The following is a 14,859-nucleotide window of genomic DNA, read 5'->3' as shown; positions in this document are numbered from 1 at the left end:
TTGTGAAAAGAGAGCGTTATCATCGATGATGATAATCGACATTTTTATTGATCTGGATGGGGTATTTTATTCTGAAGGCTGCACAGGCAGCCCTTCAGAATGTTGATAAAGTCACGCTTTCAGGCTTTACACTGTGCAGACTGGAGCATCTACTGATTGGCCGGAGTGCTGCCGAAATGGCCACCATGAATGGCTTCCACGTCAATCGCATCAAAACGGTATTCGGTGTGGCAATACTGGCAACTCATCTTAATCGCGCCTTCTTCTTCGATGATATGCAGCAGCTCGGCTTTATCAACGTTGCGCAGCGCTTCTGCACTGCGTTCACGAGAGCAACTGCAGGCAAAGCGAATGGTCTGAGGATCGTACAGTTCAACGTTTTCCTGATGATAGAGCCGATAGAGAATATCGTTCACCGGTAAGCTGAACATTTCTTCCTCAGTCAGGGTTTCGGTAAGTTTGCACAAATGATCAAACTCCGGATTACCGTTTGCCTTAGTGGATTCGGCCGAAGTTGGCAACACCTGCAGTAGCATGCCTGCTGCCCGGGCCCTTTCCGGATCGCTGAGGTCGGTCATTAGCATAACCTTGGTCGACAACTGCTCCGACTGCTCAAAATACCCTTCCAGGCATTCGGCCAGGGTTGGCTTGTCGAGAGCCACCACGCCCTGGTAACGCTCGCCGTCCTGGGGAGTGATGGTGATCACCAGCACCGCTTTAGCAACCAAGTCGGTGAAATTTTGTGGCAATACCGGCAGTGACTCATCCCAACGCGCCACGCCGCGCAGGGTTTGCTCGTGCGTAGCGTGAATGACCGCGTATTTCACTGGCCCTTCGCTCTGAATCTGCAGGCCTATCTCACCTTTGAATTTAAGAATGGCCGTCAACAGACAGGTGGCAGCGGCCATTTCACTCAGCAACCCCTGAATCTGCGGAGGGTATTCATAACTGTGCACGATGTGCTGAAGGCTGTCTTCCAGGCGCACCAATTCGCCGCGCACATTGGCCTGATTAAAAACATAACGATTTAACTGATCGAACCCATTCATGATTAAATATCCTGTTGCTGACGGGGTTATTGTTGCTTAAAGCGGATAATCTGGCGACGCTGCTTTTTATCCGGCTTGTGCTCAGGCTTAGGGCTGTGAAACGCACTAAGCTGCCTGGCCTGGCGATTCTCTTCCCGCTTTTGTTCACTGGCTTCGGTTTCCCGATAGAGCTGTTGCGCCAGCGGCGCGCTCAGGCGTTTGTCTGCCAAAGCCAGTACCTCAACTTCCTTGATATCCCAGCCGGAAGGTATTCGGATCATTGCACCGACCTCAACATTTCGTCCCGGCTTAGATCGCACTCCGTTGTAATGCACCTTTCCCGCCTGCACCATTTCCCGTGCCAGCGCGCGGGTTTTAAAAAATCGCGCCGCCCACAACCATTTGTCGAGACGGGGTAATTCCTGAGTTTTACTGGGGTTCTGACTGGCCATGTAATAATTTTGTAACTCTTTGGTTTTAGTGTTGTGACCGCCGCCTTGACTAGGCTATCATGGAGCAGCTAACGTGCGGACGCACTTAACTATTCAACTATAAATAGCGGTTCCAGACCTGGCAGCATGACACTCGACAAACTCAACTCCCACTCGCTGGTGCAAATCTTCAACCGGCACCAAAAACAACTCAACCTGCTTGTTGTCGTTTTGTTGAGCCTGTATTTGATCGCGTTCGTCGCTCAGCTTATCTGGAGAATTATACCTGAACCATCGCTGTCTGCGACACCAACTACCTCATCAAGGCCTCCGGCACAAACAGCTCCCTCGCAAAGTGGGGTCAACCTGACCCGTTTGCAACAGCTGAATCTGTTTGGTGAAGTCAACGCACAAATTATTGTTGAAGCACCTCCGGTAACAGACGCGCCGGAAACAAAGTTAAATTTAACCCTGGCCGGCGTTGTTGCCAGTACCATCCAGAATGCCGGGGCCGCGATCATTGAAAATCGGGGGTCGCAGGCCACTTACGGATTGGGCGAAAAGATTGAAGGTACCAACGCAACACTGGATCAGGTGCTAAGCGACAGGGTGATTATTAAAAATGGCACCCGTCACGAAACCTTGATGCTGGAAGGTGTGGACTACAATGACCCCAAGCGGCGCCAGACACAAACCGCCTCCCGAAGCCGCCCAGAGCCAGAGCCATTGCGCCCGGCCAGGCGTTTAAGTGAGGATGCGGTGGAAGCCACTGAGGCTATTCGCCGTCAGCCGGCCAATTTTACCGACTATTTTTCCATTTCCCCCAAAACCCAGGACGGTCAGCTGCAAGGCTACCAAATCAAACCGGGCAAGGATCCGGCGCTGTTTGAGTCGGCGGGCCTGGTGGCGGGAGACGTAGTGGTTCAAATTAACGGATATGATTTAACCGATACCCAACAGTCAGTGGACGCCATGAACGAATTGCGCAATTCGCAGACCATAGAACTGACCATTACCCGTGAAGGTGAATACCTCACCATTTATCTGGACATTCCGGTCCCCGATACAGAATAAGAACTGACAGGATGAAAGAGATATGAGGCAAGCTGCCCAAAAATTGTTTTCTCAGATAGCCACCGCGGCCTGTGCCGCGCTGCTCAGTGCATCTGTGGCTGCAGCCGAATACATGCCTAACTTCAAAGACACCGACATCAATGAGTTCATTACCATTGTCGGCAAGAATCTTGAAAAAACCATTATTGTAGACCCGAATGTGCGGGGCAAAATCAGCGTTCGCAGCTATGACATGCTGAACGAAGACCAGTATTACCAGTTTTTCCTTAACGTACTGGCAGTATACGACTTTGCCGTTGTGGAAATGCCCAATGGTATTTTGAAGGTGGTGCGCTCAAAAGACGCCAAAACCTCCAACATCCCTGTGGTAGAAGGCTCGCTGCTGGACGGCGACGAAATGATCACCCGCGTAGTGCCGGTATACAACGTACCCGTGCGTGAACTGGCACCGATTTTACGCCAGCTGAACGATCAGGCCGGTGGCGGCAACGTGGTCAGCCATGACCCTTCCAACGTAATGATGCTGACCGGCCGCGCTGCGGTGGTAAACCGCCTGGTGGAAATTATCGAGCGGGTTGACCGCGCCGGTGACGAAGAAGTCGACATCGTGAAGCTGCGTTACGCCTCTGCTTCTGAAATGGTACGCATCGTCGAGAGCATTAACAAATCCCAGGGCAAAGCCAACACCGGGGCCAAATCCGACCCTCGGGTGGTGGCCGATGACCGCACCAATTCGGTGATTGTCAGCGGCGATGAAAAAGCCCGTCAGCGTATCATCAACCTTATCCAGCGTATGGATCAGGAACTGCAGACCAGCGGCAATACACGGGTGGTATTCCTGAATTACGCCAAAGCGGAAGACCTGGTTAAAGTACTCCAAGGGGTTTCGGCCAGCATTCAGGCCGAAGAGCAGGGTGCCAATACAAATGGAGCACGCCGTGGCGGCAACCGCGAGGTCAGCATTGACGCCCACGAGGCCTCAAACTCGGTAGTCATTACCGCCGAACCCGACATGATGCGTTCTCTGGAAGAGGTGATTCGCCAGCTGGATGTACGTCGCGCCCAGGTGCAGGTAGAAGCCCTGATTGTGGAAGTGTTCGAAGGTGACGGTGCCACGCTGGGTGTGCAGTGGATTTCTGAGGATGGGGGCGGTACCCAGTTCAACAACGGGGTGATCCCGGTTGGCGCATTGGGCGTGGCGTTGCGCCAGGCAGAAGATCGCGTAGTTACCCGCTCCACCACCTCAGCGAATGGCGTACCAGTGGAGACTCAGGAAACTATAGAGGGCGACCTGACACCGCTAGCCACCCTGCTGGGTGGTGCCAACGGCCTGATTGCCGGCATTATAGAAGATGGCTGGGGTGCGGTGGTACAGGCGGTGAGCACGGATACCAACTCCAATGTATTGGCCACACCGCATTTGACTACCATGGACAACGAGGAAGCCTTTTTCATCGTTGGCCAGGAAGTGCCAATCATTACCGGCACCACCACGGGCTCCAATAATTCCAACCCGTTCCAGACCGTCGACCGCCAGGAAGTGGGCATCAAGCTGAAAGTGACGCCACAGATCAACGAAGGCGACGCGGTTCAGTTAACCATAGAGCAGGAAGTCTCCAGCGTCAGCGGTGCCACCTCGGTGGATATCTCCATCAACAAGCGTGAAATCAAAACCACAGTGATTGTGGATGACGGCGGCACCATCGTTCTGGGCGGCCTGATTGACGAAGACATTCAGGAAAGTGTGTCCAAAGTGCCGTTACTTGGCGATATCCCGATTCTCGGCCATTTGTTTAAAACCACCTCCACCAGCAAGCGTAAACGCAACCTGATGGTGTTCCTGAAACCCAGCATAGTTCGCGACGGCGTGACCATGAACGAAATCAGCCATCGCAAATACAACTACATTCGCGCCCAACAGCTCAAGCGCCAGCAGGAAGGCATACCGCTAATGCCATTTACCGAAAGCCCCTCCATGCCGGAGTGGGATGATGCCCTGACGCTGCCTCCTTCATTCGAGGAGTACCTGACGGAAAAAGAGAAGCTGGAACAGGGTAACGACTAGTTATGGCCGAGCAAACCGAACACCTGCAGTCTGCCGCACTGGAAGCCCAGGAGGAAGCGCTGGAAGCCATCGTCGGTGATGACGAAGAACAGCACGGTGGTCCGCGCCAGCTGGGTTTCAGTTTTGCCAAGCGCAATCACATTTTGCTGGAAACCAACGAAACACCGGCCGTTTTGTATTACACCAGCGAAACACCGTTTTCGGTATTCGCCGAAGTTCGCCGTTTTTTTGCCGAGCCCTTTTCGGTTAAAGAAATCCCGGTCGACCGTTTTGAACACCTGCTGACCCAGGCATTTCAGCGGGACTCTTCAGCCGCCAAGCAGTTGATGGAAGATTTGGGCAACGAAAGCGACCTGTTTGCTCTTGCCGACGAATTGCCCGACACCGAAGATTTGCTCGACAGCGAAGACGATGCCCCCATCATCAAGCTGATCAACGCCATGCTCGGTGAAGCCATCAAAGAAGGCGCTTCGGACATTCACATTGAAACCTTCGAAAACCAGCTGGTGGTGCGCTTTCGGGTTGACGGCGTATTACGCGAGATCCTGCGTCCGAATCGCAAGCTTTCATCCATGCTGGTGTCACGCATTAAGGTAATGGCGAAACTCGACATCGCCGAAAAACGAGTGCCCCAGGACGGCCGCATCACTCTTCGGATCGCCGGACGTGCTGTGGATGTACGGGTTTCCACCATGCCATCCAGCCACGGTGAACGGGTGGTGCTGCGTTTGCTCGATAAGAACAATGCACGCCTGAACCTCGAAGATCTCGGTATGACCAAGGTGAACCGGGACCACTTTTCAGCATTGATCCGCAAGCCCCACGGCATCATTCTGGTCACCGGGCCAACCGGCTCCGGCAAAAGTACTACCCTGTATGCGGGCTTAACGGAAATCAACTCCAAAGACCGTAACATTCTTACGGTGGAAGACCCCATCGAATTTGACTTACAGGGCATTGGCCAGACTCAGGTCAACCCCCGTGTGGACATGACTTTTGCCCGCGGGCTTCGGGCGATTCTGCGGCAGGATCCTGATGTAGTAATGGTGGGCGAAATCCGCGACGTGGAAACCGCCCAGATTGCGGTACAGGCCAGTTTGACCGGTCACCTGGTGCTGTCTACCCTGCACACCAACACCGCAGCCGGTGCCATCACCCGACTGGAAGATATGGGCATAGAGCCGTTTTTGCTGTCCTCCAGTTTGTTGGCGGTGTTGTCCCAAAGACTGGTACGAACCCTTTGCCCGGACTGCAAAAAAGTGCATTCCCCAACGCAGCAGGAGCTGCAAGTCCTTGGCATCACTGAAGCAATGTCACCGCCTGTGATTTATGCCGCCCACGGCTGTGCAGCCTGTAATCAGACCGGTTACCGCGGCCGTACCGGTATTCACGAATTGCTGATGGTAGACCAGCCTGTACGGGAAATGATGCACGAAGGGCACGGAGAACAGGCGATAGAAAAATACATTCGCACCACCACCCCCAGCATCCGCGAAGATGGCTGCCACAAGGTTCTGGCCGGAATCACTTCGCTGGAAGAAGTGCTTCGCGTTACCCGGGAGGACTAGCGAATGGCGGCATTTGCTTATAAGGCGGTAAACGCCCGTGGGCGCAATACCAGCGGCGTACTGGAAGGGGACAACCCTCGCCAGGTGCGTCAGCAGTTGCGCGAGCAGGGCCTTATTCCTCTTGAAGTGGAGCAGGTATCCGAGCGCACCAGTGCCAACCGCTCCGGTTTCAGCCTGTTCAAACCAAGAATTTCGGCGTCGGATCTGGCACTGCTGACGCGCCAGCTTGCCACTCTGGTAGAATCTGCCCTTCCTATTGAAGAGGCACTGCTTGCGGTTGCTGAACAATGCGAAAAGCCACGCCAGAAAAACATGATGATGGCGGTGCGCTCAAAAGTGGTTGAAGGGCACGGTTTAGCCGATGCACTGTCCGAGTTCCCCAGTGTGTTTGATGAACTCTACCGCGCCATGGTGGCGGCCGGAGAAAAGTCCGGCCACCTGGACACGGTACTCAACCGCCTGGCGGATTACACTGAGCGCCGCCAGCAAACCCGCAGCCAGATCATTCAGGCGATGATTTACCCCTCCCTGATGATGTTTTTTGCCCTGGGCATTGTATTGCTGCTACTCACGGTCGTGGTCCCCAAAATCGTCGGCCAGTTTGATCATATGGGCCAGGATCTGCCTGCTATCACTCAGTTGCTGATCAGCGTCAGCACTTGGCTACAAGATTACGGGCTGTTTTTATTCATGGTTATTGTGATACTGGCAATCATTTTCCATCAACTCGTTCAGCAGCCAGCCATGAAACTGAAGTACCACCAGGCACTGCTCAAAATGCCTCTTGTTGGCCGGGTGACACGAGGCTTGAATACCGCCCGCTTCGCCCGCACTTTAAGTATTCTGACGGCCAGCGCGGTACCGTTACTGGAAGCCATGCGCATTTCCAGCGACGTGTTGGAAAACCAGCATATCAAGAACCAGGTTTCTGACGCAGCAGTGAATGTCAAAGAAGGCAGTAGCCTGCGGGCGGCGCTGGATAAGACCCAAATGTTTCCGCCCATGATGATGCACATGATCGCCTCGGGTGAAAAATCCGGCGAACTGCAACAGATGCTGGCACGCGCCGCCGATAACCAGGATAGGGAATTTGAGGCGCTGATTGGTGTCTCACTTAAGGTGTTTGAACCAATGTTGATCGTTTCAATGGCTGGCATTGTGCTGTTCATTGTTATGGCGATCCTTCAGCCAATTTTAGCTTTAAACGATATGGTGAATATGTAATGAAAACTCTCAACCGTGCCTCCGGCTTCAGCTTAATCGAAGTAATGGTTGTGCTGCTGATCATCGGCATTATGGCGTCGATGGTTGCACCACAGATTTTGGGTAATCAGGAAGAAGCGCAACTGAAGAAGGCCGCCGTTGACATTCAACAGCTTGAAAGTGCGCTGGAAATGTACAAGTTACGCAACAACACCTTCCCAACAACCGAACAGGGTCTGGATGCTCTTGTGAGCGCTCCAACCATCGACCCCATTCCACGCAATTACCCCTCTGACGGATTTATCAAGCGCCTGCCCGAAGATCCGTGGGGCAACCCCTACACCCTGATCAGCCCCGGAGAACTGGGTAAAGTGGATATTTTCTCCAGTGGCCCCGATGGCCAGCCCGGTACTGATGACGACATTGGCAACTGGAACGTCAACGAATACCTGTAATTCGGAGGTTGTGAGCCAGGAGGCCATCTTTGTCTGAACAACGCCGCGCAACACACAGGCCCGAAGCCGGCTTTACGCTGCTTGAGGTGATGCTGGTCCTGTTGTTGATGGGCCTTGCAGCCGGCTATGTGGTGTTCAATGCATTTGGTGTCAGCCAGGTTGATCAGTTAGAGCAGCAGGCCCGCAGGCTACAGGTCATCGTCGATATGGCCAGCGATTACGCGGTTCTGAACCAGCGGGAACTTGGCCTTCGTTTTGAAGAAAAGGACAACAGCTATTTTTTCGTCTATCTGGACGAAGACGACAAGTGGCAACGGGTGGAAGACGAACTGTATCAGGCCCAGACACTGCCCGAGCCATTCACGTTTACCCTCAACCTTGACGACTTGCCCTGGGAAGAGGAAGAGCAACTGTTCGATCGGGAACTGTTTGACGAAAACCTCAGTGTGTCCGAGGATGCCGTGGAGATAGGCAATGAAGAAGACAAGCCAATTCCGCCTCCGCAGGTACTGATCATGTCCAGTGGGGAGATCACTCCCTTCCAGCTGATATTCAATTACGAGCCTGGGTTTGGGGATGACGATCCGGCGTACTTTGTTCTTAGCAACCAGGACATGCCCCCACTGGCTCTGGAAGGTCCGCTGGAGCAACCAGAGTGATAACCTCAGGAATAAGACTCAGTCGTGGCATGACGTTACTGGAAGTCATGGTAGCTCTGCTGATTTTCGCGCTTACCGGAACCGCGGTTCTGAAAGCCGCGTCGAATCACCTCAACAGTGTCGGTCAGGTAGAGCAAATCACTTTTGCCACCTGGGTAGCCAATAATCGTCTTAATGAACTGAAACTCACAAATCAGTGGCCGCCCAAAAATAATCTCAAGGGCAGCATGCAAATGGCTGACCGCACCTGGTACTGGCAACAAACGGTAAAAAAAACCAATGACGACGACTTAAGAGCCATCGACATCATCGTAGGTTTGGACGAACGCTATGAGTCCACCCTGACAACCGTTACTACCTACGTGGCAAAGCCATCGGAGGGCAAAGGGTGATGCCAGCGAACAAGCGAGTTCGGGGATTTACACTGATTGAAATCCTGGTCGCCATGGCCATTTTCACCCTCATTGGGTTAGCCGCAACCGGCGTACTCACGTCTGTAATTGACAGCAACGAATTATCAGAAGAGCGCTTCGAAAAGCTGCAACACCTGCAGCGGGCCATGATGACCATTGAACGCGACATTCAACAGGCCGTGCCACGCCCCGTGCGCCTGAACGCCGAAAAAACCGACGTGGTTATGCGCGGTGGGCAACTGGACGACAGTGAAGACGACGGCATAGCCTTTGTGCGCAGTGGCTGGAATAACCCGCAAATGATGCTGCCGCGAAGTACGTTACAGTTTGTCGCTTACCGCCTGCAGGACGAAAAACTTGAGCGGGTTTACAGCAATTATGTAGACAACGTTGTTGGTTACGAGCCCAAGGTTCGGGTATTGCTGGACGGCGTCAGCGAGTTCAAGGTGGAATTCATGGCCCCGGCCAGTACGGACTCCAACGACCGGGACAACGAACCAGACTGGACCGACAGTTACACCGGCAGCGTTCTGCCCAAAGCCGTGGCATTTGAATTTGTCAGCCAGGACTTTGGCCGCATTCGAAGGGTATTCGCGCTTTCCGGAGCCCAGCTGTGAGCCAGGTAAAACGCCAGCAGGGCGTCGCTCTTCTGATTGTGCTGATGATTGTTGCGCTGGTATCGATCCTCGCTACCGAGATGGGTGCCCGTCTGCAATTGCAGGTTAAGCGTACGCTCAATATCAAGGACAACAATCAGGCCTACTGGTATGCAATGGGAGCCGAGGCATTTGCCAGAAAGTCCATCCGCACTCTATTGGACAATAACGACGATAAGATTTCCCTGGACCAGCCCTGGAATGAAGAAGTGACCTACCCTCTGGATGGGGGCGGCATTCAGGCGCAACTCGAAGACATGCAGAGCTGCTTCAACCTGAATGCCATTTTGCAGGGCGATGCCAGCCAACAAAACCAGCAGGCTACATTCGCAATGGATGCATTCCACCGCATGTTGCTCGAATCAGGCCTTGAAATTGACAGTTACACCGCCGATACAGTGCGCGACAGCCTCGCAGACTGGATAGATGACGACGACAGTATGCGACCTTATGGTGCCGAAGACAGCGAATATGAATCACGGCAGCATCCATACCTTGCAGCCAACGGTTTGATGTCGTCACAATCTGAATTTCGCCTCGTTAATGGTGTGGAACCTTCCTGGATGAATGAGTTGTTGCCACTGATCTGCGTCATCCCCGGAATAGATGCCATGAGCATAAACGTCAACACCATCACCTCGGAACGTGCGGCATTGCTCGCCGGGGTCACAGGGCTCACGCTTCAGCAGGCGCAGAGTGTGATTTCCAGCCGCCCACAGGACGGCTGGAGCGACGTAAACGATTTTCTGTCTGAGCCAGCAATTGATGCCCTGCAACTGCAGCAATCCCAACGTGACTGGTTTAGTATTAACTCAGAATATTTTATCCTGCACACCAAGACCCGATACAATGATGCCACCTTCACCCTTAGCACTGTGTTTCATGCGCCAAAGGGGCAGGAAGTGAACATTCTCAGACGTGAGTTCGGAGGAGTAGATTAATGGAACAACTGCTGGTCAGGCTGGGCTCCCGCCACGCTGACCCCATTCACTGGCTGGTATGGTCCAGTACAGAACAGGAAATCATTGCTTCCGGTGAACTCACCGATGCTGGCCAGTTATCCACACTTTCGGAGCGCGCGGGTCAGCGACCGGTCATCGCCCTAGCCCCCACTTCAGACATCCTGCTCAAATGGGTCCAGCTGCCTCCCCGTGCCGGGCGAAAAGTATTGTCTGCAGTCCCGTTTATGCTGGAAGACGAGCTGGCACTGGACATCTCCCAGCAATTCTTTGCCATGGGGCCCCGAGTGGGCGACCGTCAGGCGGTTGCCGTAGTTGCCCATGCGCAGCTTACGCAATGGCGCGACTGGCTCTCTGATGCCAACCTCAATTGCCAGACGCTGCTCCCCGATGTCCTCGCGGTTCCTCAAAATCCGGCAGGCTGGTCGGCTCTCAAACTGGGTGAACAATGGCTGCTTAGGGAAGATGAGTGGAAAGGCCTGCAGGGCGAACCTTTGTGGGTGATTCCCGCACTGACTCACCTCGCCCGGCAGCAGGAAACTCCTTTGGCGGTGGTTAATTATTCGGAAACTCCGCTTAGCGAGGTTCCTAATCTGCAAATCGAACAGGCTCCGCTGGAACTGCCCATGCTGGTGCTGGCAAAAGAAGCCAGCCAGGCTGGCTTCAACCTGTTTCAGGGTGAATACAAGGTAAAGCACAAAAAAACCGGGCACTGGCAGCAATGGCGGATGGCCGCCGTGCTCGCGGCGCTCGCGCTTACCACCAGCCTGGTCGACAAAGGCGTCAGCTTGTATCAGCTCAAATCCAACAATGCCGAGCTCAGCAACCGGATAGATGAAACCGTGCAGGCCGGATTTCCTCGCATTGGTGTTTATCGCGACGTACGCCGTAAACTGCAATCGGAAATGGCAAAACTCGAGCAGGGGGGAGGCAATGCATCAATGTTGGTGATGCTTGAACAGCTTACTCCAGCCTTTGCAGCTTCAGACGTTAAGCCGCAAACGTTGCGTTTCGACTCCGATCGGACTGAAATTCGAATTCAGGCCCTTGGCCGTAATTTTGAAGCTCTGGAACAATTTCGACGCCAGGCAGAGAGTGCCGGCTTTGTGGTCGAGCAAGGCGCCATTAACAACCGTGACAATGGCGTGGTTGGCAGTGTTGCGATAAGGAGCCAATCATGAACGCAGTTATGGAAAAATATCGCGCACTGACCGAGCGTGAACAGCATCTGGTGTTGGTCTCGGCAGTCTTCGTGGTGATCGCACTGTTCTACTGGGGAGTGTGGACACCTTTGAACCAAAGTCTGGACCAGCAACGTGAACTGCTCTCCAATCAACAATCCCTGCTGGTGTGGGTACAGGAACGGGTCAACCGCGCCCAGCAGTTGCGGCGTTCTGGCTCATCCAGACCGGGCTTTAACGGGTCGCTGCCCCAGGCAGTCAACAGCACCACGAACCGCTTCAACATTGTCATAGCCCGCATGCAGCCCCAGGGCGACGAACTGCAGGTTATGGTAGAAGATGCACCGTTTAATGATGTGTTGTCCTGGCTGCAGGCGCTGGAAGCCATGGGCATTACCATTCTGCAGGCCGATTTTGCTGAAGCCAATGTATCAGGGCACATAAAAATCAGACGTTTACAGTTAGGAAAATCATGAAGTTACGCTTAGGTTGGGCTGCGGGCACAGTTGCTGCGCTGATCTTCTTCCTGTTGAAATATTTACCCGCCAGCCAGGTGCTCGGTCGCGTTGACTTGCCCCGCAATATGGCCATTTCCGGCGTATCCGGCACCATTTGGAACGGTCAGGCCGAACTGGTTTCAGTGTCTGGCCTGTCGGTAACCCCCCTGAACTGGGAAATTCACCCTTTGGCGCTGCTGGTTGGCCGGGTGAGTGCAGACATCAGAGGTGGAAATTTACGCGAATCCGGGCAGGTGGCCTTTCAGGGGCCTCTGAGTATCAGCCTGTTTGACCTTCAATCTGTAAAAGCTGAGGATTTCCTGCTGTTTTTGCCGGTAGACCGTGTTTTGGCCAAAGTCCGTTTACCGTTGCCGGTTAATGCCGGAGGGAGAATTCGCCTCAAACTGGATGCCCTGGAGTTTGGCCCGGAATGCGAACAGTTAATTGGCAGCGGTGACTGGCTCAATGCCACGGTAGCAGGCACCCAGGGGCCGATTGATTTTGGTAGTTACAATGCGCAGCTAACTTGCAGCGAAGGCAAGATTGCTTTGCAGGTTAAAGAGCCCAACAAGCTGGGCCTGACCCTCAACGCCACAGTCAGCGCCGATTTGGCAGACATTAGCGCACAAGGCCAGTTCAAGCTGGATCCCAGCCTGCCACGGGAAGTGCATGACGCAGCAATGCTGTTCAGTCGCCCCGAAGCTGACGGCTACACCCGGTTCAAACTCTAGTCCGGCCAGCAGGCCGGCTGATTCCCGCGGGTTCGAACCCGGAAGTTGCCACCACTCAGCACGGATGTTTTTCCTGAGGATACAAATCGGGATGCATAAATTTCGCCATCGCCAGCGTGAGCGCCAGTTCGTAGACGCTCTGGCGGGTAGCCAGGTGATTGGTGAGCAGCCCGATGGCCCCACCTTTTTGCTTGATGTTGTGAGTCTTAAAGGCTTCGTCCATTACATCCCCCAACTCCTGGCCATTTTTGAGCGCCCGGTAAAATGGTTCCGGCAGAGGTAAATTGGCACTGCGCCCGACAGACCATTGCCCTTGATGACATATCGCGACGTAGGCAAAAGTGGCCGGGCCGTCTTCAAATTCGTCCACGCCCCCTTCTAAAGCCACATACCATGTATCCGAAGCGCTACCTGCAGCGCTCTGTTCAATGCAGGCCTTCACCCGGTTCACCGCTCCGCTGCGGGTTTCTGCCTCACTCATGGGCTGGGCGGCAACGCCGCTGGGCACATCAATACCCACTACACTGTCGAAGGGCTGCTCCATGCATCGGCTTATCGCTTCGCGTGCTGCACCAATCTTGACCGGATTTTTTGAACCGACAATGCACCTCATCACACTACTCCACTGCCTGCAGGATTAGCCCGAATCACGTCTGTCAAATCCCGGTAATCGCTGACGGCCGGAAACTCAGTAATGCTGCGTTCAGGCTGCTTGCTGTCGGGGTTGGTCACGGCAAGCAGATGTGCGATGCCAAACGTCTTTGCCGCCTGCAAAATGGTCAGGCTGTCATCCACAAACAGGGTTCGGGCAGGGTTAAACCTCAAGTGTTGCTGCAACTGCCGCCACAATGACTGGGACTCTTTGGTAACGCCGAATTCATGCGTAGAGATGAGCGTGTCGATGTGTTTATCGAGACGGGTGTGCTCAACTTTCAGCGACAGGCTGTCCGGATGAGCATTGGTCACCAGCACCACCTCGCGGCCACTTTCATGCAGGGCATCCAGGAATGGCAGGGTATCATCACGCAAGGCAATCAAATGCTCAATTTCCCGCTTGGCCGCCACAATATCCATATCCAGTTCTCTGGCCCAGTAGTCCAGACAGTACCATTCAATTTGCCCCGCCACCCGGTCGTACTGCGCCAGCATTTCAGCGCGACAGGTTTCAATATCCCTGCCGTGCTTGCGGGCTAATTTGGCAGGCAAATGGTCGAGCCAGAAATGGTTATCAAAATGCAGGTCAAGCAGGGTTCCGTCCATATCCAGCAGGACGGTATCGATTTCATTCCAGGGCAGAAATGGCAAGCGATTTTCCTTATAATACATTAAGCTTTAGGATTGGAAGTGATGATAGCGAAAGTTGTAGCGAATAAACATGAGTAAAATAGATCCGGCCAAGCCGTTACCCCTGATCCATCGAAGAGAAATAGTGGCGCAAAGCCGTCTGTTCAAAGTGGAAAGGCTGGATCTGGAATTCTCCAATGGTGCTACCCGTCAGTTTGAACGCATGGCTGGCCACAGTCGCGGGGCGGTCATGATAGTGCCGATGCTCGATGCTCACACTCTGGTACTGGTGCGCGAATACGCCGCTGGCACCCATTCCTACCAACTCGGGTTTCCCAAAGGCCTGATTGACCCTGGCGAATCGCCGTTGCAGGCCGCCAACCGCGAATTGCAGGAAGAAGCCGGCTACGCGGCCCGCGAACTGCAAGAAATTCACTCCGTAAGTATGGCCCCGACCTTTTTCAACTCGCACATGTCGATTGTGATGGCCCGGGACCTCTATTCCAGTCATTTGCCCGGTGATGAGCCTGAACCGCTGGAGGTTGTCACCTGGCCCCTAGAGCAAGCAGACGCCCTGCTGGCACGGGAAGATTTTATTGAAGCCCGTTGCATTGCTGCACTGTTTCTCGCACAAAAGTGGTTGAAGGAGCAATAA

Annotated in this window: 17 protein-coding genes; 13 read left to right on the top strand and 4 right to left on the bottom strand. The window is 53.9% G+C overall.

What is annotated here, in order from left to right; all coding sequences use genetic code 11:
• Nucleotides 1-149 precede the first annotated feature (149 nt).
• Nucleotides 150-1,049 (bottom strand): Hsp33 family molecular chaperone HslO, encoded by a 900-nt coding sequence (gene hslO, locus DXV75_RS12500; RefSeq protein ID WP_115593752.1) that lies wholly within the window; start codon nucleotides 1,047-1,049, stop codon nucleotides 150-152.
• 26 nt (nucleotides 1,050-1,075) lie between these two features.
• Entirely contained in the window at nucleotides 1,076-1,480 is a 405-nt protein-coding gene (locus DXV75_RS12495; protein ID WP_115593751.1) for an RNA-binding S4 domain-containing protein, read from the bottom strand.
• A gap of 126 nt (nucleotides 1,481-1,606) precedes the next feature.
• Here DXV75_RS12495 and gspC point away from each other — a divergent pair, with 126 nt between their 5' ends.
• From gspC to DXV75_RS12435, 12 genes are read left to right on the top strand one after another with little or no spacing between them, the layout of a single operon-like run.
• The gene (gene gspC / locus DXV75_RS12490) at nucleotides 1,607-2,533 is read left to right on the top strand and encodes a type II secretion system protein GspC (protein ID WP_115593750.1); all 927 of its coding nucleotides are present in this window, start codon (nucleotides 1,607-1,609) and stop codon (nucleotides 2,531-2,533) included.
• Between the two features lie 22 nt (nucleotides 2,534-2,555).
• Entirely contained in the window at nucleotides 2,556-4,598 is a 2,043-nt protein-coding gene (gspD, locus tag DXV75_RS12485; protein WP_115593749.1) for a type II secretion system secretin GspD, read from the top strand.
• 2 nt (nucleotides 4,599-4,600) lie between these two features.
• Nucleotides 4,601-6,166, top strand: coding sequence for a type II secretion system ATPase GspE (gene gspE, locus DXV75_RS12480; RefSeq protein WP_115593748.1), 1,566 nt, complete (start codon nucleotides 4,601-4,603; stop codon nucleotides 6,164-6,166).
• A 3-nt stretch (nucleotides 6,167-6,169) separates the two neighbouring features.
• Nucleotides 6,170-7,390, top strand: a complete 1,221-nt coding sequence (gene gspF, locus DXV75_RS12475) for a type II secretion system inner membrane protein GspF (protein WP_115593747.1) — start codon at nucleotides 6,170-6,172, stop codon at nucleotides 7,388-7,390.
• Nucleotides 7,390-7,824, top strand: coding sequence for a type II secretion system major pseudopilin GspG (gene gspG, locus DXV75_RS12470; RefSeq protein ID WP_115593746.1), 435 nt, complete (start codon nucleotides 7,390-7,392; stop codon nucleotides 7,822-7,824). Before gspF ends, gspG begins: the two co-directional genes overlap by 1 nt.
• A gap of 29 nt (nucleotides 7,825-7,853) precedes the next feature.
• Nucleotides 7,854-8,483, top strand: a complete 630-nt coding sequence (gene gspH, locus DXV75_RS12465) for a type II secretion system minor pseudopilin GspH (RefSeq protein ID WP_281268919.1) — start codon at nucleotides 7,854-7,856, stop codon at nucleotides 8,481-8,483.
• A complete protein-coding gene (gspI, locus tag DXV75_RS12460) occupies nucleotides 8,480-8,875 on the top strand; it encodes a type II secretion system minor pseudopilin GspI (RefSeq protein ID WP_281268918.1) in 396 nt (131 codons plus the stop codon). Before gspH ends, gspI begins: the two co-directional genes overlap by 4 nt.
• The gene (gspJ, locus tag DXV75_RS12455; protein ID WP_115593744.1) at nucleotides 8,875-9,513 is read left to right on the top strand and encodes a type II secretion system minor pseudopilin GspJ; all 639 of its coding nucleotides are present in this window, start codon (nucleotides 8,875-8,877) and stop codon (nucleotides 9,511-9,513) included. Before gspI ends, gspJ begins: the two co-directional genes overlap by 1 nt.
• On the top strand, nucleotides 9,510-10,493 hold the full coding sequence (gene gspK / locus DXV75_RS12450) for a type II secretion system minor pseudopilin GspK (RefSeq protein WP_281268917.1): 984 nt from the start codon (nucleotides 9,510-9,512) through the stop codon (nucleotides 10,491-10,493). Before gspJ ends, gspK begins: the two co-directional genes overlap by 4 nt.
• Nucleotides 10,493-11,692, top strand: a complete 1,200-nt coding sequence (gene gspL / locus DXV75_RS12445) for a type II secretion system protein GspL (protein ID WP_115593743.1) — start codon at nucleotides 10,493-10,495, stop codon at nucleotides 11,690-11,692. Before gspK ends, gspL begins: the two co-directional genes overlap by 1 nt.
• On the top strand, nucleotides 11,689-12,168 hold the full coding sequence (gspM, locus tag DXV75_RS12440; protein WP_115593742.1) for a type II secretion system protein GspM: 480 nt from the start codon (nucleotides 11,689-11,691) through the stop codon (nucleotides 12,166-12,168). Before gspL ends, gspM begins: the two co-directional genes overlap by 4 nt.
• Entirely contained in the window at nucleotides 12,165-12,920 is a 756-nt protein-coding gene (locus DXV75_RS12435) for a type II secretion system protein N (protein WP_115593741.1), read from the top strand. The genes gspM and DXV75_RS12435 overlap by 4 nt, the downstream gene beginning before the upstream one ends.
• A gap of 55 nt (nucleotides 12,921-12,975) precedes the next feature.
• Here the strand turns inward: DXV75_RS12435 and yjjX are convergent, their stop codons facing one another.
• Both yjjX and yrfG read right to left on the bottom strand, forming a co-directional pair.
• Complete coding sequence (yjjX, locus tag DXV75_RS12430) at nucleotides 12,976-13,533, bottom strand: inosine/xanthosine triphosphatase (RefSeq protein WP_115593740.1); 558 nt, start codon at nucleotides 13,531-13,533, stop codon at nucleotides 12,976-12,978.
• Complete coding sequence (gene yrfG, locus DXV75_RS12425) at nucleotides 13,533-14,225, bottom strand: GMP/IMP nucleotidase (protein ID WP_115593739.1); 693 nt, start codon at nucleotides 14,223-14,225, stop codon at nucleotides 13,533-13,535. Before yrfG ends, yjjX begins: the two co-directional genes overlap by 1 nt.
• A 70-nt stretch (nucleotides 14,226-14,295) precedes the next feature.
• On the opposite strand from yrfG, the gene nudE reads away from it, so the two are divergent.
• A complete protein-coding gene (gene nudE, locus DXV75_RS12420; RefSeq protein ID WP_115593738.1) occupies nucleotides 14,296-14,859 on the top strand; it encodes an ADP compounds hydrolase NudE in 564 nt (187 codons plus the stop codon).

Source organism: Alteromonas aestuariivivens (assembly GCF_003367475.1).
Taxonomy (GTDB): domain Bacteria; phylum Pseudomonadota; class Gammaproteobacteria; order Enterobacterales; family Alteromonadaceae; genus Alteromonas; species Alteromonas aestuariivivens.
The sequence above is the reverse complement of the archived record's forward strand: the minus strand, read 5'-3'. Positions and strand labels throughout refer to the sequence as shown.